Source organism: Rurimicrobium arvi, assembly GCF_039540495.1.
In the GTDB taxonomy this organism is placed as follows: domain Bacteria; phylum Bacteroidota; class Bacteroidia; order Chitinophagales; family Chitinophagaceae; genus Rurimicrobium; species Rurimicrobium arvi.
The window spans coordinates 46,661-63,678 of the sequence record NZ_BAABEZ010000001.1; the positions used below are offsets into that span (position 1 = coordinate 46,661).

16 protein-coding genes are annotated in these 17,018 nt (G+C 47.4%); 6 read left to right on the forward strand and 10 right to left on the reverse strand.

Translation table 11 applies throughout. The features are described 5' to 3' along the window. Positions 1-121 precede the first annotated feature (121 nt). From ABD846_RS00200 to pafA, 5 genes are all read left to right on the forward strand, one after another. Positions 122-1,147: a PhoH family protein gene (locus ABD846_RS00200; protein ID WP_344821468.1), complete on the forward strand. Its 1,026-nt coding sequence runs from the start codon at positions 122-124 to the stop codon at positions 1,145-1,147. 45 nt (positions 1,148-1,192) lie between these two features. Beyond that, positions 1,193-1,441, forward strand: a complete 249-nt coding sequence (locus tag ABD846_RS00205) for a hypothetical protein (protein WP_344821470.1) — start codon at positions 1,193-1,195, stop codon at positions 1,439-1,441. Positions 1,442-1,528: 87 nt separating this feature from the next. Further along, positions 1,529-1,753 (forward strand): putative signal transducing protein, encoded by a 225-nt coding sequence (locus ABD846_RS00210; RefSeq protein ID WP_344821472.1) that lies wholly within the window; start codon positions 1,529-1,531, stop codon positions 1,751-1,753. 36 nt (positions 1,754-1,789) lie between these two features. After that, on the forward strand, positions 1,790-2,632 hold the full coding sequence (locus ABD846_RS00215; protein WP_344821474.1) for a hypothetical protein: 843 nt from the start codon (positions 1,790-1,792) through the stop codon (positions 2,630-2,632). Continuing rightward, positions 2,629-4,245: an alkaline phosphatase PafA gene (pafA, locus tag ABD846_RS00220; RefSeq protein WP_344821476.1), complete on the forward strand. Its 1,617-nt coding sequence runs from the start codon at positions 2,629-2,631 to the stop codon at positions 4,243-4,245. Before ABD846_RS00215 ends, pafA begins: the two co-directional genes overlap by 4 nt. 1 nt (position 4,246) lies before the next feature. Here pafA and ABD846_RS00225 read toward each other — a convergent pair whose 3' ends face one another. From ABD846_RS00225 to ABD846_RS00270, 10 genes are all read right to left on the reverse strand, one after another. Beyond that, positions 4,247-4,972 (reverse strand): sugar transferase, encoded by a 726-nt coding sequence (locus ABD846_RS00225; RefSeq protein WP_344821478.1) that lies wholly within the window; start codon positions 4,970-4,972, stop codon positions 4,247-4,249. Between the two features lie 178 nt (positions 4,973-5,150). After that, positions 5,151-6,236: a DUF1972 domain-containing protein gene (locus tag ABD846_RS00230; RefSeq protein ID WP_344821480.1), complete on the reverse strand. Its 1,086-nt coding sequence runs from the start codon at positions 6,234-6,236 to the stop codon at positions 5,151-5,153. Continuing rightward, positions 6,233-7,525 (reverse strand): O-antigen ligase family protein, encoded by a 1,293-nt coding sequence (locus tag ABD846_RS00235; RefSeq protein ID WP_344821482.1) that lies wholly within the window; start codon positions 7,523-7,525, stop codon positions 6,233-6,235. Before ABD846_RS00235 ends, ABD846_RS00230 begins: the two co-directional genes overlap by 4 nt. A gap of 16 nt (positions 7,526-7,541) precedes the next feature. Continuing rightward, the gene (locus ABD846_RS00240) at positions 7,542-8,636 is read right to left on the reverse strand and encodes a glycosyltransferase family 4 protein (protein WP_344821484.1); all 1,095 of its coding nucleotides are present in this window, start codon (positions 8,634-8,636) and stop codon (positions 7,542-7,544) included. A gap of 10 nt (positions 8,637-8,646) precedes the next feature. Further along, positions 8,647-9,609: a glycosyltransferase family 2 protein gene (locus ABD846_RS00245; protein ID WP_344821486.1), complete on the reverse strand. Its 963-nt coding sequence runs from the start codon at positions 9,607-9,609 to the stop codon at positions 8,647-8,649. Beyond that, positions 9,599-11,227 carry a hypothetical protein gene (locus ABD846_RS00250; RefSeq protein WP_344821488.1) on the reverse strand — a complete coding sequence of 543 codons (1,629 nt, stop codon included), beginning with the start codon at positions 11,225-11,227 and terminating at the stop codon, positions 9,599-9,601. The genes ABD846_RS00245 and ABD846_RS00250 overlap by 11 nt, the downstream gene beginning before the upstream one ends. Continuing rightward, positions 11,214-12,419: a glycosyltransferase family 4 protein gene (locus ABD846_RS00255; protein ID WP_344821490.1), complete on the reverse strand. Its 1,206-nt coding sequence runs from the start codon at positions 12,417-12,419 to the stop codon at positions 11,214-11,216. The genes ABD846_RS00250 and ABD846_RS00255 overlap by 14 nt, the downstream gene beginning before the upstream one ends. Positions 12,420-12,472: 53 nt before the next feature. Next, entirely contained in the window at positions 12,473-13,777 is a 1,305-nt protein-coding gene (locus ABD846_RS00260) for a hypothetical protein (protein WP_344821493.1), read from the reverse strand. Between the two features lie 11 nt (positions 13,778-13,788). Further along, positions 13,789-15,207, reverse strand: coding sequence for an oligosaccharide flippase family protein (locus tag ABD846_RS00265; RefSeq protein ID WP_344821495.1), 1,419 nt, complete (start codon positions 15,205-15,207; stop codon positions 13,789-13,791). A gap of 118 nt (positions 15,208-15,325) precedes the next feature. Further along, complete coding sequence (locus tag ABD846_RS00270; RefSeq protein WP_344821497.1) at positions 15,326-16,039, reverse strand: outer membrane beta-barrel protein; 714 nt, start codon at positions 16,037-16,039, stop codon at positions 15,326-15,328. A 107-nt stretch (positions 16,040-16,146) separates the two neighbouring features. On the opposite strand from ABD846_RS00270, the gene lptB reads away from it, so the two are divergent. Further along, a complete protein-coding gene (gene lptB / locus ABD846_RS00275; protein WP_344821500.1) occupies positions 16,147-16,989 on the forward strand; it encodes an LPS export ABC transporter ATP-binding protein in 843 nt (280 codons plus the stop codon). Positions 16,990-17,018: the final 29 nt, after the last annotated feature.

Below are 17,018 nucleotides of genomic sequence, written 5' to 3' on the forward strand. Positions count from 1 at the left end.
TGTAGCGCAACAAAAATAACAATTTTGTGCTGGTGTTTTTCTACATAAACTCGTGTATATTCGCTTGAACACAGGCCTAGAGGCCTTTATTTGTAACGCTCACCTATTAAAATGAAATCAATTGACAGAGACGATCATTAGCCTGGACACAATTAACCCGCTTGAATTTGTCGGTGTTAACAACAACAAATTTGACATCCTGAAGAAAAAATTTCCCGCACTGAAAATCCTTTCCAGAGGTACGCAGATCAAGATGTCGGGAAAAGCAGAAGAGGTAGAAGCTGCCGTTGGTAAAGTGAAGCAGCTGATCGGCTACCTGGAGCGTAATGGACACATTTCTGAGAATTATTTTTTACGGATACTGGGCGATGAAGAGCTCGGCGAGCTTTCCGCAGATGAACTGACGAGCGGAGACGTACTCGTTTTCGGTCCCAACGGAAAAGTAATACGCGCGAAAACGGCGAACCAGAAAATGATGACTTCCGTGTCGGACAAAAACGACATTACGTTTGCAATCGGACCGGCCGGAACCGGTAAAACCTATACCGCTGTAGCCCTTGCGGTACGTGCTTTGAAGAACAAAGGTGTGCGGAAGATCATTCTGACACGCCCTGCGGTGGAAGCAGGAGAGAACCTCGGGTTCCTGCCCGGCGATCTGAAGGAAAAAATCGACCCGTACCTGCGTCCCTTATATGATGCGCTCGAGGATATGATCCCGATGGATAAGCTGAATTATTATATGACCAACCGCGTGATCGAAGTGGCACCGCTGGCATATATGCGCGGGCGTACGCTTGATAATGCGTTCATCATCCTCGATGAAGCGCAGAATACCACCGACCTTCAGCTGAAAATGTTCCTTACGCGTATCGGAGCCAATGCCAAAGCGATCATCACCGGTGATATGACGCAGATAGACTTACCGAAGAACATGCGCTCCGGGCTTGCTAAGGCCGAACGTATCCTCAACACGATTGACGGGATCGGGTTCATCCGCCTCGACGAATCGGATGTGGTGCGCCACCGTCTCGTGAAGCAGATCATCAAGGCCTATGATAAGGCACAGGAGCAGGAAGATAAATGGGAAGAAGAGCGTCGTGATGCCCGCCGTAACGAGAATACGAACAAAAATGAGCGACCCATTTGATTTTTTCATTTTTCTCTATACCTTCGGAGCACCAAAAAGCATCCAATGAGATTTTCTGCTATAGCTATTACTTTTTTTGCATCCGTTATCGCGATAGGAATGAGTTCCTGCACTCAGGAGTACCGTTGCCAGTGTACCATCAAATATTCCGGTATGGCAGGTCTGCCTGATAGTTCCATGAATGAATATACCATCAAAGACACAAAGAAGAAAGCTCAATCGCTGTGTAAAGAGAACTCCGTAACCATGGATAAGAACGGGGTTACGACTACTGAAACTTGCCAATTGTTTTAAAAGTATAGTTGCATTAATATCGAAAACGGGAGTATAGCTCCCGTTTTTTTTATGTGCTTCACGCAGGTTTTCTGTTACCTTTGTTGCATGAGCAGTCAGGAAAAATGGATCACCGTATTTCGCTCTACGAATTCGGTACATGCTGAAATTATACGCGGTAATATTGAAAATGCAGGCATCCCCTGCGTCATCCTCAACAAACAAAGCAGTTCTTACCTGACCACGCTCCCCGGTGCCGTGGAACTGCAGGTGCCTGCTCAATTCCTGGATCAGGCCTTATCCCTGCTGCGTGAAGCAGGCGACATAGAATAGGCGACATAGAATAATCATATAATTCCGTTTGAAATAATGAAACGTTTACAGTCCGGTATTTTCGGTGTTGCGATGCTCTTGCTTGTCGCCACACCAGACACCTACGCCCAGGAAGGTTCCTCTCAGGAAAACAAAGGGCACATGTATTTCTCTTGGGGATATAACAAGGAATGGTATACCAAAAGCAATATCCACGTAAAACAGGAGTCGCTCGGTAATGACTATGTGTTTAACGGTATACTGGGTAAAGACAAGCCAGGCTGGAACACGAAGAGTATTTTCAAACAGCCTATCTCCATTCCGCAGTATAATTACCGTCTCGGATACTGGTTTGACGATAACTGGGCTGTGGAACTGAATTTCGATCATACCAAATACCAGGTGGAACAGGAACAATTGCTGCATGTTACCGGCACTGTAAACCATCAGGCCGTGGACACGTACCTGATCAACCGCGGTAATATTCTCTGGCAGCTGAACAACGGTGCCAATTTCTTTCTGTTCAATATCGTCCGGAGGGTGCAGATACCTAAAATGCATTACCGCAACTTCAATGCCTCTCTGCTTACAAAGGCAGGCGTCGGGTTTATGGTGCCGCATGTCGAGAATACGATCTTCGGCAGATCGAACAATCCCGGATTTCAGTTCGGGGGCTGGGATATAGGTGCAGAAGCCACCTTAAGGCTTACCTTCTTCCGCTATGCTTACCTGGAATATTGCAACAAGCTCGTGTATGCCCGCTATTCAGGATTACAGGTCGCGGAAGGCAAGGCAAGGCAGGCATTCGGTTGCTATGAGATGATTCTGAATCTCGGTGTGAACTTCCCCGTGAAACGTCGTCACACCCAGCCGGAAACAGTAAAAGAGCAAAGCCGATGAAACGGTATCTGGTTGCGGCGTTCAGCCTTTTCCCCTTCCTGGCTTCTGCCCAGCCAGGTGTGAAAAGACCCAGGCTGGTCATAGGAATTGTCGTGGACCAGATGCGCTGGGACTATCTGTACCGGTTTCAGGACCGTTACGGATCCGGCGGATTCAATCGCCTGTTGCAGGAAGGGTTCAACTGTCAGCAGACATTCCTCAATTATATTCCCTCTTACACCGCTCCGGGGCACACCAGTATTTACACCGGTACTTATCCTGCTTTGCATGGAGTTACAGGAAACGACTGGCCGGACAGAAAAGAAGGTACATCCGTTTATTGCTGTGAAGATGCATCGGTCAGCCCGGTTGGCGGAAGTGAAGCCGCCGGCAGGATGAGTCCGCACCGGATGAAAGCAACTACGATAGGCGATGAATTGCGACTCGCGACAAATTTCCGTTCACGCGTTTTTGGAATTTCCCTGAAAGACCGCGGCGCTATTTTGCCGGCCGGCCACAGCGCAAACGCAGCATACTGGTTTGACGACAGTACCGGAAATTTCATCACGAGCTCTTTTTACCGTAAAGCATTACCTGAATGGGTTGTTCGCTTCAATGGAATGCGCTATGCCGATTCAATGCTCGCATATCCCTGGAATACGCTGTATCCTGTTGCGTCCTATCGTAACAGTATCAGTGATAATAATGCTTACGAATATACACTGAAGGGAGAATCGGAACCGGTATTCCCGCATCGTTTCGGACCTGGCGATTATAAGGCGATACGTCGCAGCCCGCGCGGAAACGAGCTTAGTTTTCTGTTCGCGAAAGAACTGATCGCTCAGGAACATCTCGGCGAACGATCCTGTGATATGCTCGCGCTCAGTCTGTCTGCAACGGACTATGTAGGACATGCCTATGCACCTAATTCGGTTGAAGCCGAAGATATGTACCTGCGGCTCGACAGGCAACTTGCATCTTTTCTCCGCTTTTTAGACAGTTACCTGGGTGAAGGCAATTACCTGCTGTTTCTGAGCGCGGACCATGGTGCCGCACACAATGCACTCTGGCTGCAGGATCAGCGGGTACCGGCCGGGACATTATCGGAAACGGTATTGGCGGCAGCACTCAATAAGTATCTGAAAGTACAGTTTGGTGCGGATTCACTCGTTTCCGGCGTTTTTAATTACCAGGTTTTTTTAAATGAGCCATTGCTCCTTTCGCGGCACATAGATCGTATTGCACTGAAAACCGCAGTGAAACAATACTGCTTGTCACAGGAAGGAATAGCCTATGCAGCAGATATGGAAAATCTCGCTTCGGAAACGATGCCTGCGGCGCTGAAAGAATTGCTTTTAAACGGCTATTATCCCGGACGGAGCGGTTCTGTGGCGGTCGTTTACGAACCGGGTTGGTATTCGGATGGTAAAAAAGGAACCACACACGGCACCTGGAATCCCTACGACCGGCATATTCCTTTGCTGTGGTATGGCTGGCATATACCGCAAGGGGAAACATTCGATGCGGTTGCTGTTACTGATATCGCGGTTACGCTGGCGGCGCTGTTGCATATACAGCAACCGGATGCCGCAACCGGAAAAGTAATCGGTAAGATAACGGATCAGGAACGATAAACTATTCCTCTGGTTCGGAAAGGCCCCGCTCATTCAGGGTGCGGCGATCCTTACGCTCGTTACGCAGATGCAGGATGGTGTCGCCGACCATCAGTTTGATGGTTCCCCATATGATCGTGATATCGAGCCAGAAACTCTGGTTCTGTACATATTTCAGATCGATAATCGTACGGGCTTTCACATCCTGTACGGTGTTTACGTGGCCCTTGTAGCCATTGATCTGTGCGAGCCCGGTGATACCCGGTTTTACGAGATGGCGTTGCTGGTAATTCGTGGCAATCTTCTCAAATTTCTCGTTGTCGCTGATCATGTGCGGACGCGGGCCCACGACACTCATATCGCCTTTGAGCACATTGATGAACTGCGGTAGTTCGTCTATACTGCTGTTACGCAGGAATTTGCCGACACGTGTAATACGATCGTCGTTGGTAACGGCAGCTTTGGTATCGGCATGCGCATTTTTTACCATCGTACGGAATTTGATGCAATCGAATACAGAATTGTTCAGCCCGTTGCGCTTCTGGATGAAAAATATAGATCCTTTGCCTTCCAGCTTAATGGCGATGAAGACAATGGGAAAAACGATCGGGAAAACGATTACAATAACGAGCAGAGAAAATACAATGTCAAACGCCCTTTTAGCCATTTGATGTATTTTGAAATGCGTCATTTTTATCTGTAATTCGATAGATTGTTTGGGTAATATTTGACCGGGTGTATAGCTCATTTCATACATTTTTGTTGACGTACCTGATCTTGGGTGGCAGGCATCTGTCGGGGTATAAAATGTTTAGTGTTTTCAGGGTGTATTAAATCAAGTTGAAGTACGCGTTATTTTAAGATTAAATCTGCAATCTCATGGGGCGCAAAAATAAAAAATAATTGTCAACAACTGATCAAAACCTTCAGCTCACACAATCAATTAGTTTTTCTTTAAGAAGTGAAAACATGTGATCCTCAGAAAATTGGGTCTCTATTTTGACAATATTATTTTTTCTGCTTTTTTCAAAAAAGGCATCATGGTCTCCCATGATCAGCGCCTGCAACTCTTTTTCATCGGAGAAATACAGCGCGTCTGACTCCAGAACGGATTTATTGAAGATATTATTGTGTGCCAGAATATTACAGCCGCAGGCCATTGCTTCCAGCAGGGAAGGATTGGTGCCGCCCACGCTGTGACCATGGAAGTATAGCCTGGAAAAGTGCCGCAGGCTGTTTATTTCGTCTTTGTCGTAAATCCCCTGGACAAAGCGGATATTCGGATAAGCGCCATAGCGCTCCACCATTATTTTGCCAAAGGGAGTGCCCGTACCACCCACGAGGATCAGCTGCTGACCGGGTAGGTCTGTATGGGCGCGGATGATCATCTCGACATTGTTCTCAGGTTCCATACGTGCGATAAGCAGGTTGTATTGTCCCGGCTCGAGTGCCAGCCGCTCCGGGTAGGATACGGAATACGCACCGGGTATATCTGCAGTATAGGCAGAATAAAAGGAATTGCACCCGTACTTTTCGTCCAGGTAAGCCTTGATGCCATAGCTGTCCGCAATCAGCTGATCGGCGTGTTTGACGGCCAGTTTTTCCGAATATCTGAGGAATCGCTGCACCTTGCTGCTGTATTTGCTGCGCTTCCATTCCAGCCCGTCCATATTTGTTACGAGGGTCACCCGATTGGGGATCAGGAAATTGAATACCGCGCTGCTCGTATAGCCGAGCTGGTACACAATGTCAAAGTTTTGTTTCCGGATATCCATAATACAGCCCAGATCATAAAGGAATTGTCCTGCCGTACCGATTTTTTTTTCCGGGTCGTAGATGTGTTTTATCTGCACTCCCTTGTACGTTCTTTCCCGGTATGGATGATCATGTGAATTATACACTGTAACTTCAAAACCTTCTTTTACCAGGTACACCGACAACAGCTCTGCATATTGTTCAAAGCCCCCGTAATGATTGGGTATTCCCCTGGTTCCTAATATCGCAATCTTCATGGTGTGGTACTTGTTTCTGCCGGTGTTTTACGGATGTACAGTATATGATAACCGAGTAATGTATTGAAAAAGGCAAAGAAGAAAATTCCTTTGTTCGCATCTATGATGTCCTCTGTGATAAAGCCGAGGCAGGTAAGCGTAAGGAACGCCACATAAAGGAAATTTTTACGGGAAACTGCCAGTCTGAAAAAATACGCCAGCGCTGCGAGGAATACGATGAGTCCCGCTACGCCGTGCTTGATCATAACGGAAAGGTATTGGTTATGACTGTTGAACTGTTCCCGGAACGATACCTGGTAGTTATGTTTTTTGTACTCGACGAGCAGCAAGGGAATCTCATCGCCGGTACCATGTCCGAACAGCGGCTTTTCGCGGATGATCTTCCAGGCACAGGCCCAGCGCCAGCTTCTGGGTTCCGGGTTACGTGCTGTAAATACCTGCTTACCCGTTTTGAGATCCGTTGATAGCTCCGTTGTGAACCGTTCGCGTATATAATCCGAGCGGCTTAAAATTGCCGCAAACAAAGCCAGCGACAGCACGGTGATGAGATAATATTTTTTCCGGTTCGCTACACTGAACAGCGGGAACACGAACAACAGGGTAAAAACCAGCGATAAAATTCCATTCCGCGACTGTAAAAACAGCAATCCGACGGTGAGTATCATCACGGATGCGAGGTATAAAAGACGGTACCTTTTTCGGGTGCTTCTGGCCAGTTTATCAACAAGGAACAGCATCGACATAGACGCGTACAGGGAAAGATAAGTGGCATGCGTACCGATAGGCGCACTGAAATTGTGGTTGAAAAAGCTGTAGGTAAACAGGTAGCGCAGCGGCAACTGTGCAGAGTAGATCAGATCAAGTGCATTGATCAGCAGGAATGATATGGCAAACACACAAGAGCCTGCAAAAACCGCAAAAATCAGATTGACTTTCTCAGCAGTCGGTTTCCCGATGGCCAGCGGAAGCAGTATTGGGAAAATTGCAAATGCAAGCTGCCGTTCTGTGAGATAATGCGCGCGCCATCCGTCCGTGGAATACCAGATCCCCGATAAGCTCAGCAATATTGCAAACGCAAACAGGGGAAATGCAGGGGGAATCTGCCGGATCTTTTTCAGAGATATGTCGATCAGTGAAGCACCGGCAATGACAAAGATCATGAAGGTGCTGTAGAACATATCGAATGGCAGGAAAGCAGCAAACAGAGCACACAGAATCACGCGGATTTTTTCCATCGCTTGCTCACTGCTGTCTCCGGCTGCGGGTAGGTAATTGCTTAATCTGTCCATTCGTTCTCGTTAGCTTTTAAATGCCGAGCGTTTTTTTATAGGCATTTAGTGTCTGGATGCCGGTATTCATCCAGCAATAATCTTTTATTTCCTGTTCGAAGTATTCCATTTTATTGGGAAATGCAGCTGCCTGTGTGATACTGTCTTTTATAGACCGGGCATCGTCCGGCTCACATACGAAGGTGTTCCTGCTTTTGAAGTAGTCCAGGGTGTCGCCATATTTAGTGATCACCACATTACATCCGCAGAACATGGCTTCGAGCGTGGACAGACCTGTGGTCTCAAACCAGCTGGGCAGAATATGCACTTTCGCTTTGCGGAACAAATCCCGCAGCGTTGTTTTATCGACAAAATCCATAAAGTGCACATTAGGCCCTGCCTCCTGCCTGCATTGCTCCAGGTATTTCTGATGGTTGGGTGCGGCTTTCCCGACAATATACAGTTGGAAGTCTGTGTCTTTGAGGGCGCGGATCACGTTCAGTTGATTTTTGCGTCCTTCGATACGCGCTACGCACATGACCATTTTAGGATCCTTGCGATCAATATCTTCCTGCGTGCAATTGAAAAATCCGGGATCGGCAGCATTCGGTATTACGGCATAGCCGCCCGCTTCCGGGAAATCTTTTTTCAACCTTCTGTATTCATTCTCCGAATTAGGCAGAAGCAAGGCGGTATGTTTCAGGATATAGCGGATCGATTTTTTATGACCCCAGACAAGATACCGCGGCGAAACGATCGTTTCCCGGTTGATGATCCTGCGCGCAATTACCTTCAGGTATTCTTTCTGCGATGCGTTCAGCAACCGCATAACCACATCTTTCGGACTTTTGATCTGAGCATTTTTTTCAAAGTCTTCATACAGCAGGTATATCGATGAGACAACGAAAGGCTTTTTACTTTGTTGTATATGATACAGCATATCCGAAGGCCGGATGATATTGAAAAAATGGAGCAGATCGTATTGCGCATAATCTATGTTTTTCTGATCGCTCAGCACAATATCCACCGTCACGCCAAGTTTGCGTAATTCTTCGGCAGTCTTGATCACCTGTATCGTGTCGCCGCCTGTGACTTTATATAACGTGGCGCGGGAAATAAACAACACCTTCATAAATCGGACGCTATCTGTTTTTTATTTTGTTGTATAGTTTTTCTATGTTTTTTCTACCGGCGAACGTAAGCAGGTAAAGCGCATAAGCGTTCAGGGAAAGCGGTTTCATTGCAATGACACGCCTTATATTTTCTCTGGCAAGCTCAGGACGGTAATTATCCCAAAGGTACTTCTTCGCCAGTAAGAGGTGATAGGAATATTCCTTTCTTTCCCTTGAAATGGAGCGGTAGCTATCTGCCAGCGTTTGCCATTCTTCACCGGTGAGTGTTCCGTTCTGTACGGCTTTTGCTTTCAGCGCGCGGAACACCGGCGGATAATGCCTGTCGTCGACAGTGACGGAAGACGCATTCAGCCGTATATCCATAAGGCTTTGTTTCAGGTTTTGCACCTTGCCTTCACGGATAAGCCGCGACCATAAAAAGTAATCTTCAAATGCAACTGCTCTTTTTTCATAACCACCGAGTTTGCGTACCACATCGGTACGGTACATAACGGAACTGTGAATAAAAGGACAATACTCATAAAAGTGCGAGCGGATCTCGGTATCGCTGTATCCGGTATGGGTGTTGTAAAACTGAAATACAAAATTGCCCTGTTCGTCCATATAGCTCACATCGGATGCCACAAGTACGTAATCCGGATGAGCCGTAAGAAATTCGTATTGCACGCCGAGTCGGTCCGGAAGACAGATGTCATCTGCATCTGCGCGGGCGATCAGTGCACCGCGTGCCTGTGCGATGCCCGTATTCAGCGCTGCTGCCACACCGCTGTTTTCCTGATTGATCAACACAATGCGCCTGTCGGCATAAGATCGTATGATCGCTTCGGTATCGTCTTTCGAACCGTCATTCACGATGATCAGTTCAAAATCGGTAAAATGTTGGTTCAGTACACTGTCCACCGCCTCTCTGATGTACAGGGCAGCATTGTACGCCGGCATCACTACCGAGACTTTGGGGATATCAGGCGTCATGAGATGGGGCAAACTTTTTTACGGTGGAGGAATCTGTTTCGTTTTTCTTCATGTCGATAAACAGCAGCAATTCAAATATCACGACAACAGAAAGTTGTTCAAACCAATAATCCGTGGCGAGCATCAACAACACAACCGGTATCAGCAGTTTCCCGTAGGACAACCGGGAATAGCGACGCAAAAAATAGCCTACATACAGAAAGACGAACGCGAGCAAACCGGCTAATCCGTATTCCCCGGCAAGCTGGTTATATACCGAGAATGGCGTGTTCATAACCGAATGTTTATCGGGCGGCTGGATAAAGAAATAGGTCAGTACCTTCAGATGGTTGTCCTTAAATGTGGGTGTGATGCGCTGATAGCGGGATGGGTAGTTACCGAAAATTCCGAATCCGGATGCTTTAAATGCGACTTTAGAAGAAAAATTTCCAGGCCCTGCCCCGATCAGGAAATGACTGAAGTTTTGTGTCCAGTAGCGGGCTGTCTGATCAAATGCGATCCACTTGCCCGGCTTATGTTGCAACGATGGATTGTCTGTGCAGGATCTCAGCGAGTCGCCATATATTTTTTCAGAGAAAACAAGATTATGCCTGAACGAAGCCTGTTGTTGACGGATAAATTCCGAGTCGGCGGAAATATCCTCCATTTTTTTCTTTTCGCGGTAAAGGGCTTCCTTAATTGTGATTTCCCGGAAGATATTGTTTTCCCTCGCAAGTTCACTGTCGTATCGGGCGGCGGTAGTATTGTTTTCCGCTTCTTCATCTGCATGCTGGATGCCCAGTTCTGAATTTTCCGTTGGCAGATCTCCGATCAGCGCTGTAGCATGAAATTTTTCCAGCGTATAGCGCAGGTTGTTCGGAGTGACTTTCACGAGGAAAAACAGGATCATGCTCAGAAAGCAGAATACGAGGGTTCTTGTGAGGCGGGTGCGTGCAAACAGCAGCATTCCGGCACATAGTACCAGCAGCAGAATGTTGTTGATGTTACTGGTGGTGATCAATACAATCAGCAGGCTGAGTATCGAATAGCCGTATTTCCCCCTGAAAAAGAAAAATACAAACCCCAGCAGCATGATGCAGGAATTGGTGGTAGATACATCCCGGAATATCCCCAATATGTGGTCGCCTGTCGAAACATGGTAGTGATAGTTCATACCCGCATACATAAAAGGGTTTATAGTATGCGTTTCGAGCATAATGGCTCCTATTGCTGCCAGACTTACTGCGGCATTCAGTAACAGAAAAAATGTGATGGTGTTGGCTGCTCTGGCACTTCCCGACCGTTCCACGGAAAGCATCAGCTGATGGGCCGTCAGGAAAGAGACCATCCAGAAGAGCATGCTCAGAAGGGCGGCGAGCGTGTAGTTTTGCGTTAGTGTATTGTAGTGGGTAAGGCAATAGATAAGCCCGATAACGATCATTGCCGGATAAAACAGCGGAAGCCTGCCCTTTCCTGCTTTAAAACGGAAATCGGGGCGCAGTACAAAAGCAAGTACCAGGCCCGCAAATTTCACCAGCAGACTGGAATAGGTGATCGTGCACAACAACAGCAGCAACGGCACGTCCAGCTGACGATACCACCCGGTCAATACCTGTTTTATCTTATTAGCGTTGCTCATTTTTATAGTTTCCCGTCACTCTGGTGTATAATTGAATATGGTCGGCGGCACATTTGCTGATGTCGAACAGTTGCTCAACTTTTGCGCGACCTTTTATTGCCAGCTCGTCCCGGAGCTGTTCGTCTGTTAACAACAATATTGTTTTGCGCGCAATTTCCTCAATATTATCGGGATCCACGAGCAATCCTTCTGCTCCGTCCCGGATAATTTCAGGACCGCAGGTGCGTTTCGTAAATATGGTCGGACAATAATTACTCATTGATTCGATGGCGACCAGCCCGAAAGTTTCCGTAAAGGAAGGCAGCAGGCTTAGTGTAGCGGTGCGCATATGCTGCAGCAATACTTCACGTGGCTGATGACCCCGGAACACAACACTGCGTAACGTTTCATCAGAGAGCATTTGTTTCAATGGTTCCTGGTTGCCTTTACCCAGAATGATCAGTTTTGCATCCGGAACCTCGCGCAGTACCAGGGGCCACGCTTTTACGAGTTGGAACACCCCTTTATTCGGCACCAGCGAACCGGCAAACAGCACTGTCCGCTTATCACGGGGCAGGGTGGGGCGTTCCGGAAGACGGATACCGTTATATAGCACCGAAATTGTCTGTTGCAGGTCGAACAGCTTTTTATTGATGCCGGCCGCAAATGCGCTTACAGCGGACAATGCGTCTGCTCTTTCTATCAACTGCCTGTCTGTGCGTGCGTCCTGCCATCTGAGTTTTGTGTGCAGCACATCGCTCATATAACTCTGCGATCCGTGAAACTTCAGAAGCACCGGTATGCTCAATCCGGGAAGCACCGGGTTTTTCAGCCCCATATGATACGCATAGCTCACCCAGTCCGGATGTTCAACGATATCGATTTTGTATTTATTAATAAGCTCTTCTATAAAGCGTGTATAGCGTTTGAAATCGCTTTTTGCAAACAGGATGCGCTTCAGTGCACCGGGCAGTTTGCGCTGGGCGCTGTACAGCAGCGGTATAGCGGGCATACGCCATCCGTAAAATACTTTCCACACATGCACCCCTTCATCTTCATAGTAACTTGCTCCACCATAGTCATGAGCATACAAACCTGCTACATGTACCGTATGTCCCTGCCGCACCATTTCCTTCGCAAGCGACTGTGTGATAATTCCGATGCCTCCTGTGAGGCCCGGCGGGTATTCGTCGCAGATAAAAAGGATATTCATGTGTGTCTTCGTATAGGTTCGGGGCTCCAAAATTACGTTCTAAAAAGGACAAGTCATTTTTGACGTAAGAAGGAATTGATTAAAAGAACAGCACCCAGGAATCCCGCGCCGTATGTCCAGTAGTTATATCTCAGATCGTTACACGGGCTCAGGAAGAAGTATGCCAGACAATACAGCAATCCGGACAGGGAAATGCACGATGGGAGCGCCGCAGATGTTACTTTCTGATAGAGTAGTCGTACCAGTGATGCGCAACATACCACAACGCAGATCGCGAGGTAGATCCATGCACTGTATAGCTTATATGCGAAACGGTTTTCCGTGTAACGGATAAACAACCGGTAAGCGGGATTATCAGTATTAACATGAAAGCCATAAGGATTGGGGTGTATAAAGGGAAAGGTTTTCAGACTGCTCTCTCTGATAAGACACATAAACGATCGCTTTTTGTGTCTTATCACGTGAACAGGGTGATGCAAAACCTGATTTCGCCAGCAATGGCTCAGGGCTTCGAACTGAGCTTCAGAAGACGCGGTACAACCCATATTAAAGATCACAAACAGCGCGCCATCGCACGGATAGTACACTTTCGGCAGCTTGTCTAAGGTGAGTTTGTTTTTCAGATATTCCGGAAATATATTTTTGTGTGTCGCACTTGCCACACCCATCAGGTCGTACACCATCAATTGCTGCTCCGGATGCATACTTTTCCCCTTACATAAGTTCGTATTGATTTTTTCTGCGGCCAGCCAGAGCACGCCGGTCAGTCCGAATGCGTATAACAGAGGCTTCCAGAGGGATTTTGACGGGTACTGGTAATACATCAGGGCACCCAATAGCGGTGCCACAGCCGCCGCTGCATTATACCGGATAAGTATTGCGAGCAGACACAGACAGGTTACAAAAAGGACGGCGATTGCCCTGTAAAACGGCTTAAGTGGCTTATCGGAAAGATGGTACAGCAGTGCGGTAAGCAAAAACAACAGGCTCAGCAGCAGACTATCCTTCCATATCACACCGAGGAAATTAAGCAAACAGGGGGCAAAGCTGCATAACGTGAAAACAAGGCTGAGCGCAAAATTGCGTATACGAAATGCAATTATTGCCACGGCGCCCCAGAACAGCAAAGTATTCAGTAGCAGCATCGGCTGGGGGCCATTATGTAAGCATAGCAACTGATGCCAGATCCAGGCCATTACCGGAGGATGCCAATCGGTATATTTTCCCGACAAAGCCTGCTGATACTGGTCCAGTGAATCCGGACTCATAAAGCCGGGATAGGCCGCGCTAAACGTAAATGCCGCTCCCAGTATCATGAGGAAGGCGAGTACGGATTTTTGCAATACGCTTTTTTTCATAGGCGTTCAGCTTAATTTCTTTTCAGTGCTTTTAATTGTTGCAGAGGCAACTGACCGGAAACGACGGAACCCGTCACATATACAACGAAGGCCACAAGAGCCGCAACATACGCCGATCCGGTAAGGTACATTCCGGCTTTTACGGAGACAATAGACAGCACGAACTGCCACAGCATACTTCCTGGATGCAATTTCAGCTGTGACTGGTCGGTGGTGAAGTAATAGGCCGCAACCTGGAAAATACTGCTGGCAAGAAAAGCAATAGCAGCGCCTGTTCCGCCAAGCTGAGGAATCAGGATAGCGTTCAAGCCCAGGTTCAGTAAAGAGCTGATGATCGTGATATACATAATCGTTCTGAGTTTTCCCTGGACAAAAGCCAGAGTCCACAGAAAGTTAACCGCGAAATGAAGCGGTACGCATAGTGCAAGCAGCTCAAAGTTCAGCTGGTTAACGGCACCGAATTTGCCGTCTGTAAGTTTGTCGATAAAAGGAGTCCATATACATGCCAGCACAATAGGGATGCAGAAAGACAGCGCGATTTCGAGGCGTACAAACTGATTGATCTGTGTTTTCTGGCCTTCGGGCAATATACCCGACTGAGACGTGAGGGCTGACAGTCTTGTAAGCAGGACCGGCGCGAGTATCAAAAGCGGCAATTTGCTCAGTTCGAAGAATTTGTAGGCAAAAGTATATTCTGCCGTTACTGATGTGGTGCTGAAAATACCTAATAGAATCCAGTCGATGCGCGCGAGTGCTGAGTCGAACAATACCACGCCCAGTTGCGGAAGGGATTCCGATACAAACGACCGGTAGGTACGCGGTGCATAAACGGGTCTCAGCTTTCCGCGCAGTTTCCGGTGCAGGTAAGCGTAGCCGCCAGCGAGTTCGATCAGTGATGCAACCAGGAAGCCCAGCGCCACATTACGAACGGAAAGTGTGTGAGAGAAGAATAGACCTGCTATGATGCCCGCTTTTCCGAGGTTAAACAGGATGGAAATGATGGCCAGCTGGCGGAAAGACTGAAATCCCGTAAGCGAAAACTTAAAGGAATTGGCAATATTGCCCAAAGCCTGCTGAAGTACGATCAGCAGAAACAGCGGGTGCAGCAATTGCAGGTGGGGAAACAGAAAAAGTGTCAGCAACAAACCCGCCAATACCACCGTTGATACGATCAACGTATGGAAAAAGTGAATGCCTGCTATACGTACCGGTTTATTTCCGGCGGCAATGCGCTTCACAAGTACCATATCCAGTCCCAGGGAGCCAATGGTGATCAGCGTGGAGCCCACTGCTGTTGTCCATTGGAAATCACCGAACTGATCTTTGGGAATGAATCGCGAAAGCAGGTAGAAGATAAGCAGGCCTGACAACTGCGTAATACCGGTCTGAACGGTATTGGCGGATAGATCTCTGAATAATTTGTTGGCCATGCTAAGGGGCAAAAATACAGTAGGGGTGTGTAAAAGCGGAGCGACTGGCGGGAAAATACAATAAAAAAACCGGCCATATAGAAGATGGCCGGTTCTTTATGCTGTGAAACGATTCAGACTATTCGTCGTTATCGTCGCTTTTGCGTGATTTACGTGGCTCATCACCATCGTCATCTCTCCAGTTTTTCATGTGACGATCAGAACCTGGCTCGCGGTGAATGCGACGATTGTGACCACCGAAGTTTTTCTGAATGCCCCAGCTGATTTGCTGACCGAAAGAAATGTTGAAATTACCGTTAGAGTTGTTTTGGTTTTCGTAAGCGTGGTTCGTGTAACCCAGGCCACCGATACCGAAGGTCAGAGCAAGACCTTTGTGAACGTTAGCAGTGATTGCTGGAGTGAAACCAATAGAGAAACCATTGTAGCGAGAGTTTGTGATAACGCTACCGTCCAGAGTTGTGTTACCGTGGTTGAAACCTACGTTCACCTGACCGTAAATAGCAAATATTTTGTTCAGGTTTTCAGTGTAACGAGTGAAAACACCAACTTCCCAGTCGTTAGTTCTGATCCAAGGAGAACCGGTTGCTGTTGCTTTAGAACCAGCGTTGTTGTACTGAGCATACAGACCGAGTGTCCAATGGTTGTCGAATTGGTAACCGAAGCCAGGCGTAGCATACCAGTGAATTGAATTCGCTGTACCTGCTGCAACGTTTACTCCATCGTAAGACTGTGCTGAAACTCCCGCTTGTCCATAAAGAAGCCAGCTTCCGGCTTGTGCGTTAGCCGCCGCTATGCTGCCACATGCTAACAAAGAAAGGAATAATTTTTTCATAGAAGTTGTTAATTTATTTGTGCACAAATGTAATACAATAAAAATACGGTGCAAGTTTTTCGGCAAGTTTTTTGATATTGTTTCTGTCATAATAAATATTCCGGAATATGCGCTCAAACCCTTTATCCACGCGCGTTTCCGTAATACCCGGCTATGTGGGCGGAAAATATTCTATCTTTACGCGTTCAGAAAAATCTCCAAAATTGAAGATCCAGACGCGCAATTTGATCAAAAAATATGGCAAAAGAACCGTCGTAAATAACGTGTCTTTTGAGGTAAACCAGGGTGAGGTTGTGGGCCTGCTCGGTCCTAACGGAGCCGGCAAAACCACTTCATTCTATATGGTTGTCGGGATTGTGAAACCTGATGAGGGCCTGGTATTTCTCGACGACGAGGACATAACCAAACTCCCGATGTTCAAGCGTGCGCAGAAGGGCATCGGTTATCTGCCGCAGGAAGCTTCCGTGTTCCGCAAATTATCTGTGGAAGATAATATCGGCGCGGTATTGGAACTGACAAAGCTTTCAAAAGCAGAGCAATTGAAGAAGAGAGACGCATTGCTTGAAGAATTCCGTCTGACACATGTACGCAAAAGTCCCGGTGATGTATTGAGCGGCGGCGAAAGACGCCGTACGGAAATCGCACGTGCGCTGGCTGTGGACCCTAAATTCATTCTGCTTGATGAGCCTTTCGCAGGTATCGATCCGATCGCGGTGGAAGATATCCAGTCCATTGTGGCGCGACTGAAATATAAAAACATCGGAATTCTGATAACCGATCACAACGTTCAGGAAACATTATCGATTACCGACCGTGCCTACCTTCTTTTCGAAGGCTCTATACTGAAAGCCGGTACTGCAGAGGAATTGGCTGCCGATGAGACCGTGCGCCGCGTATATCTGGGTAAACACTTTGAACTGAAAAGAAAAAACTATTCGGTAGATCATTAAAAAATCGTGTCTTTTCACACTAACTATGC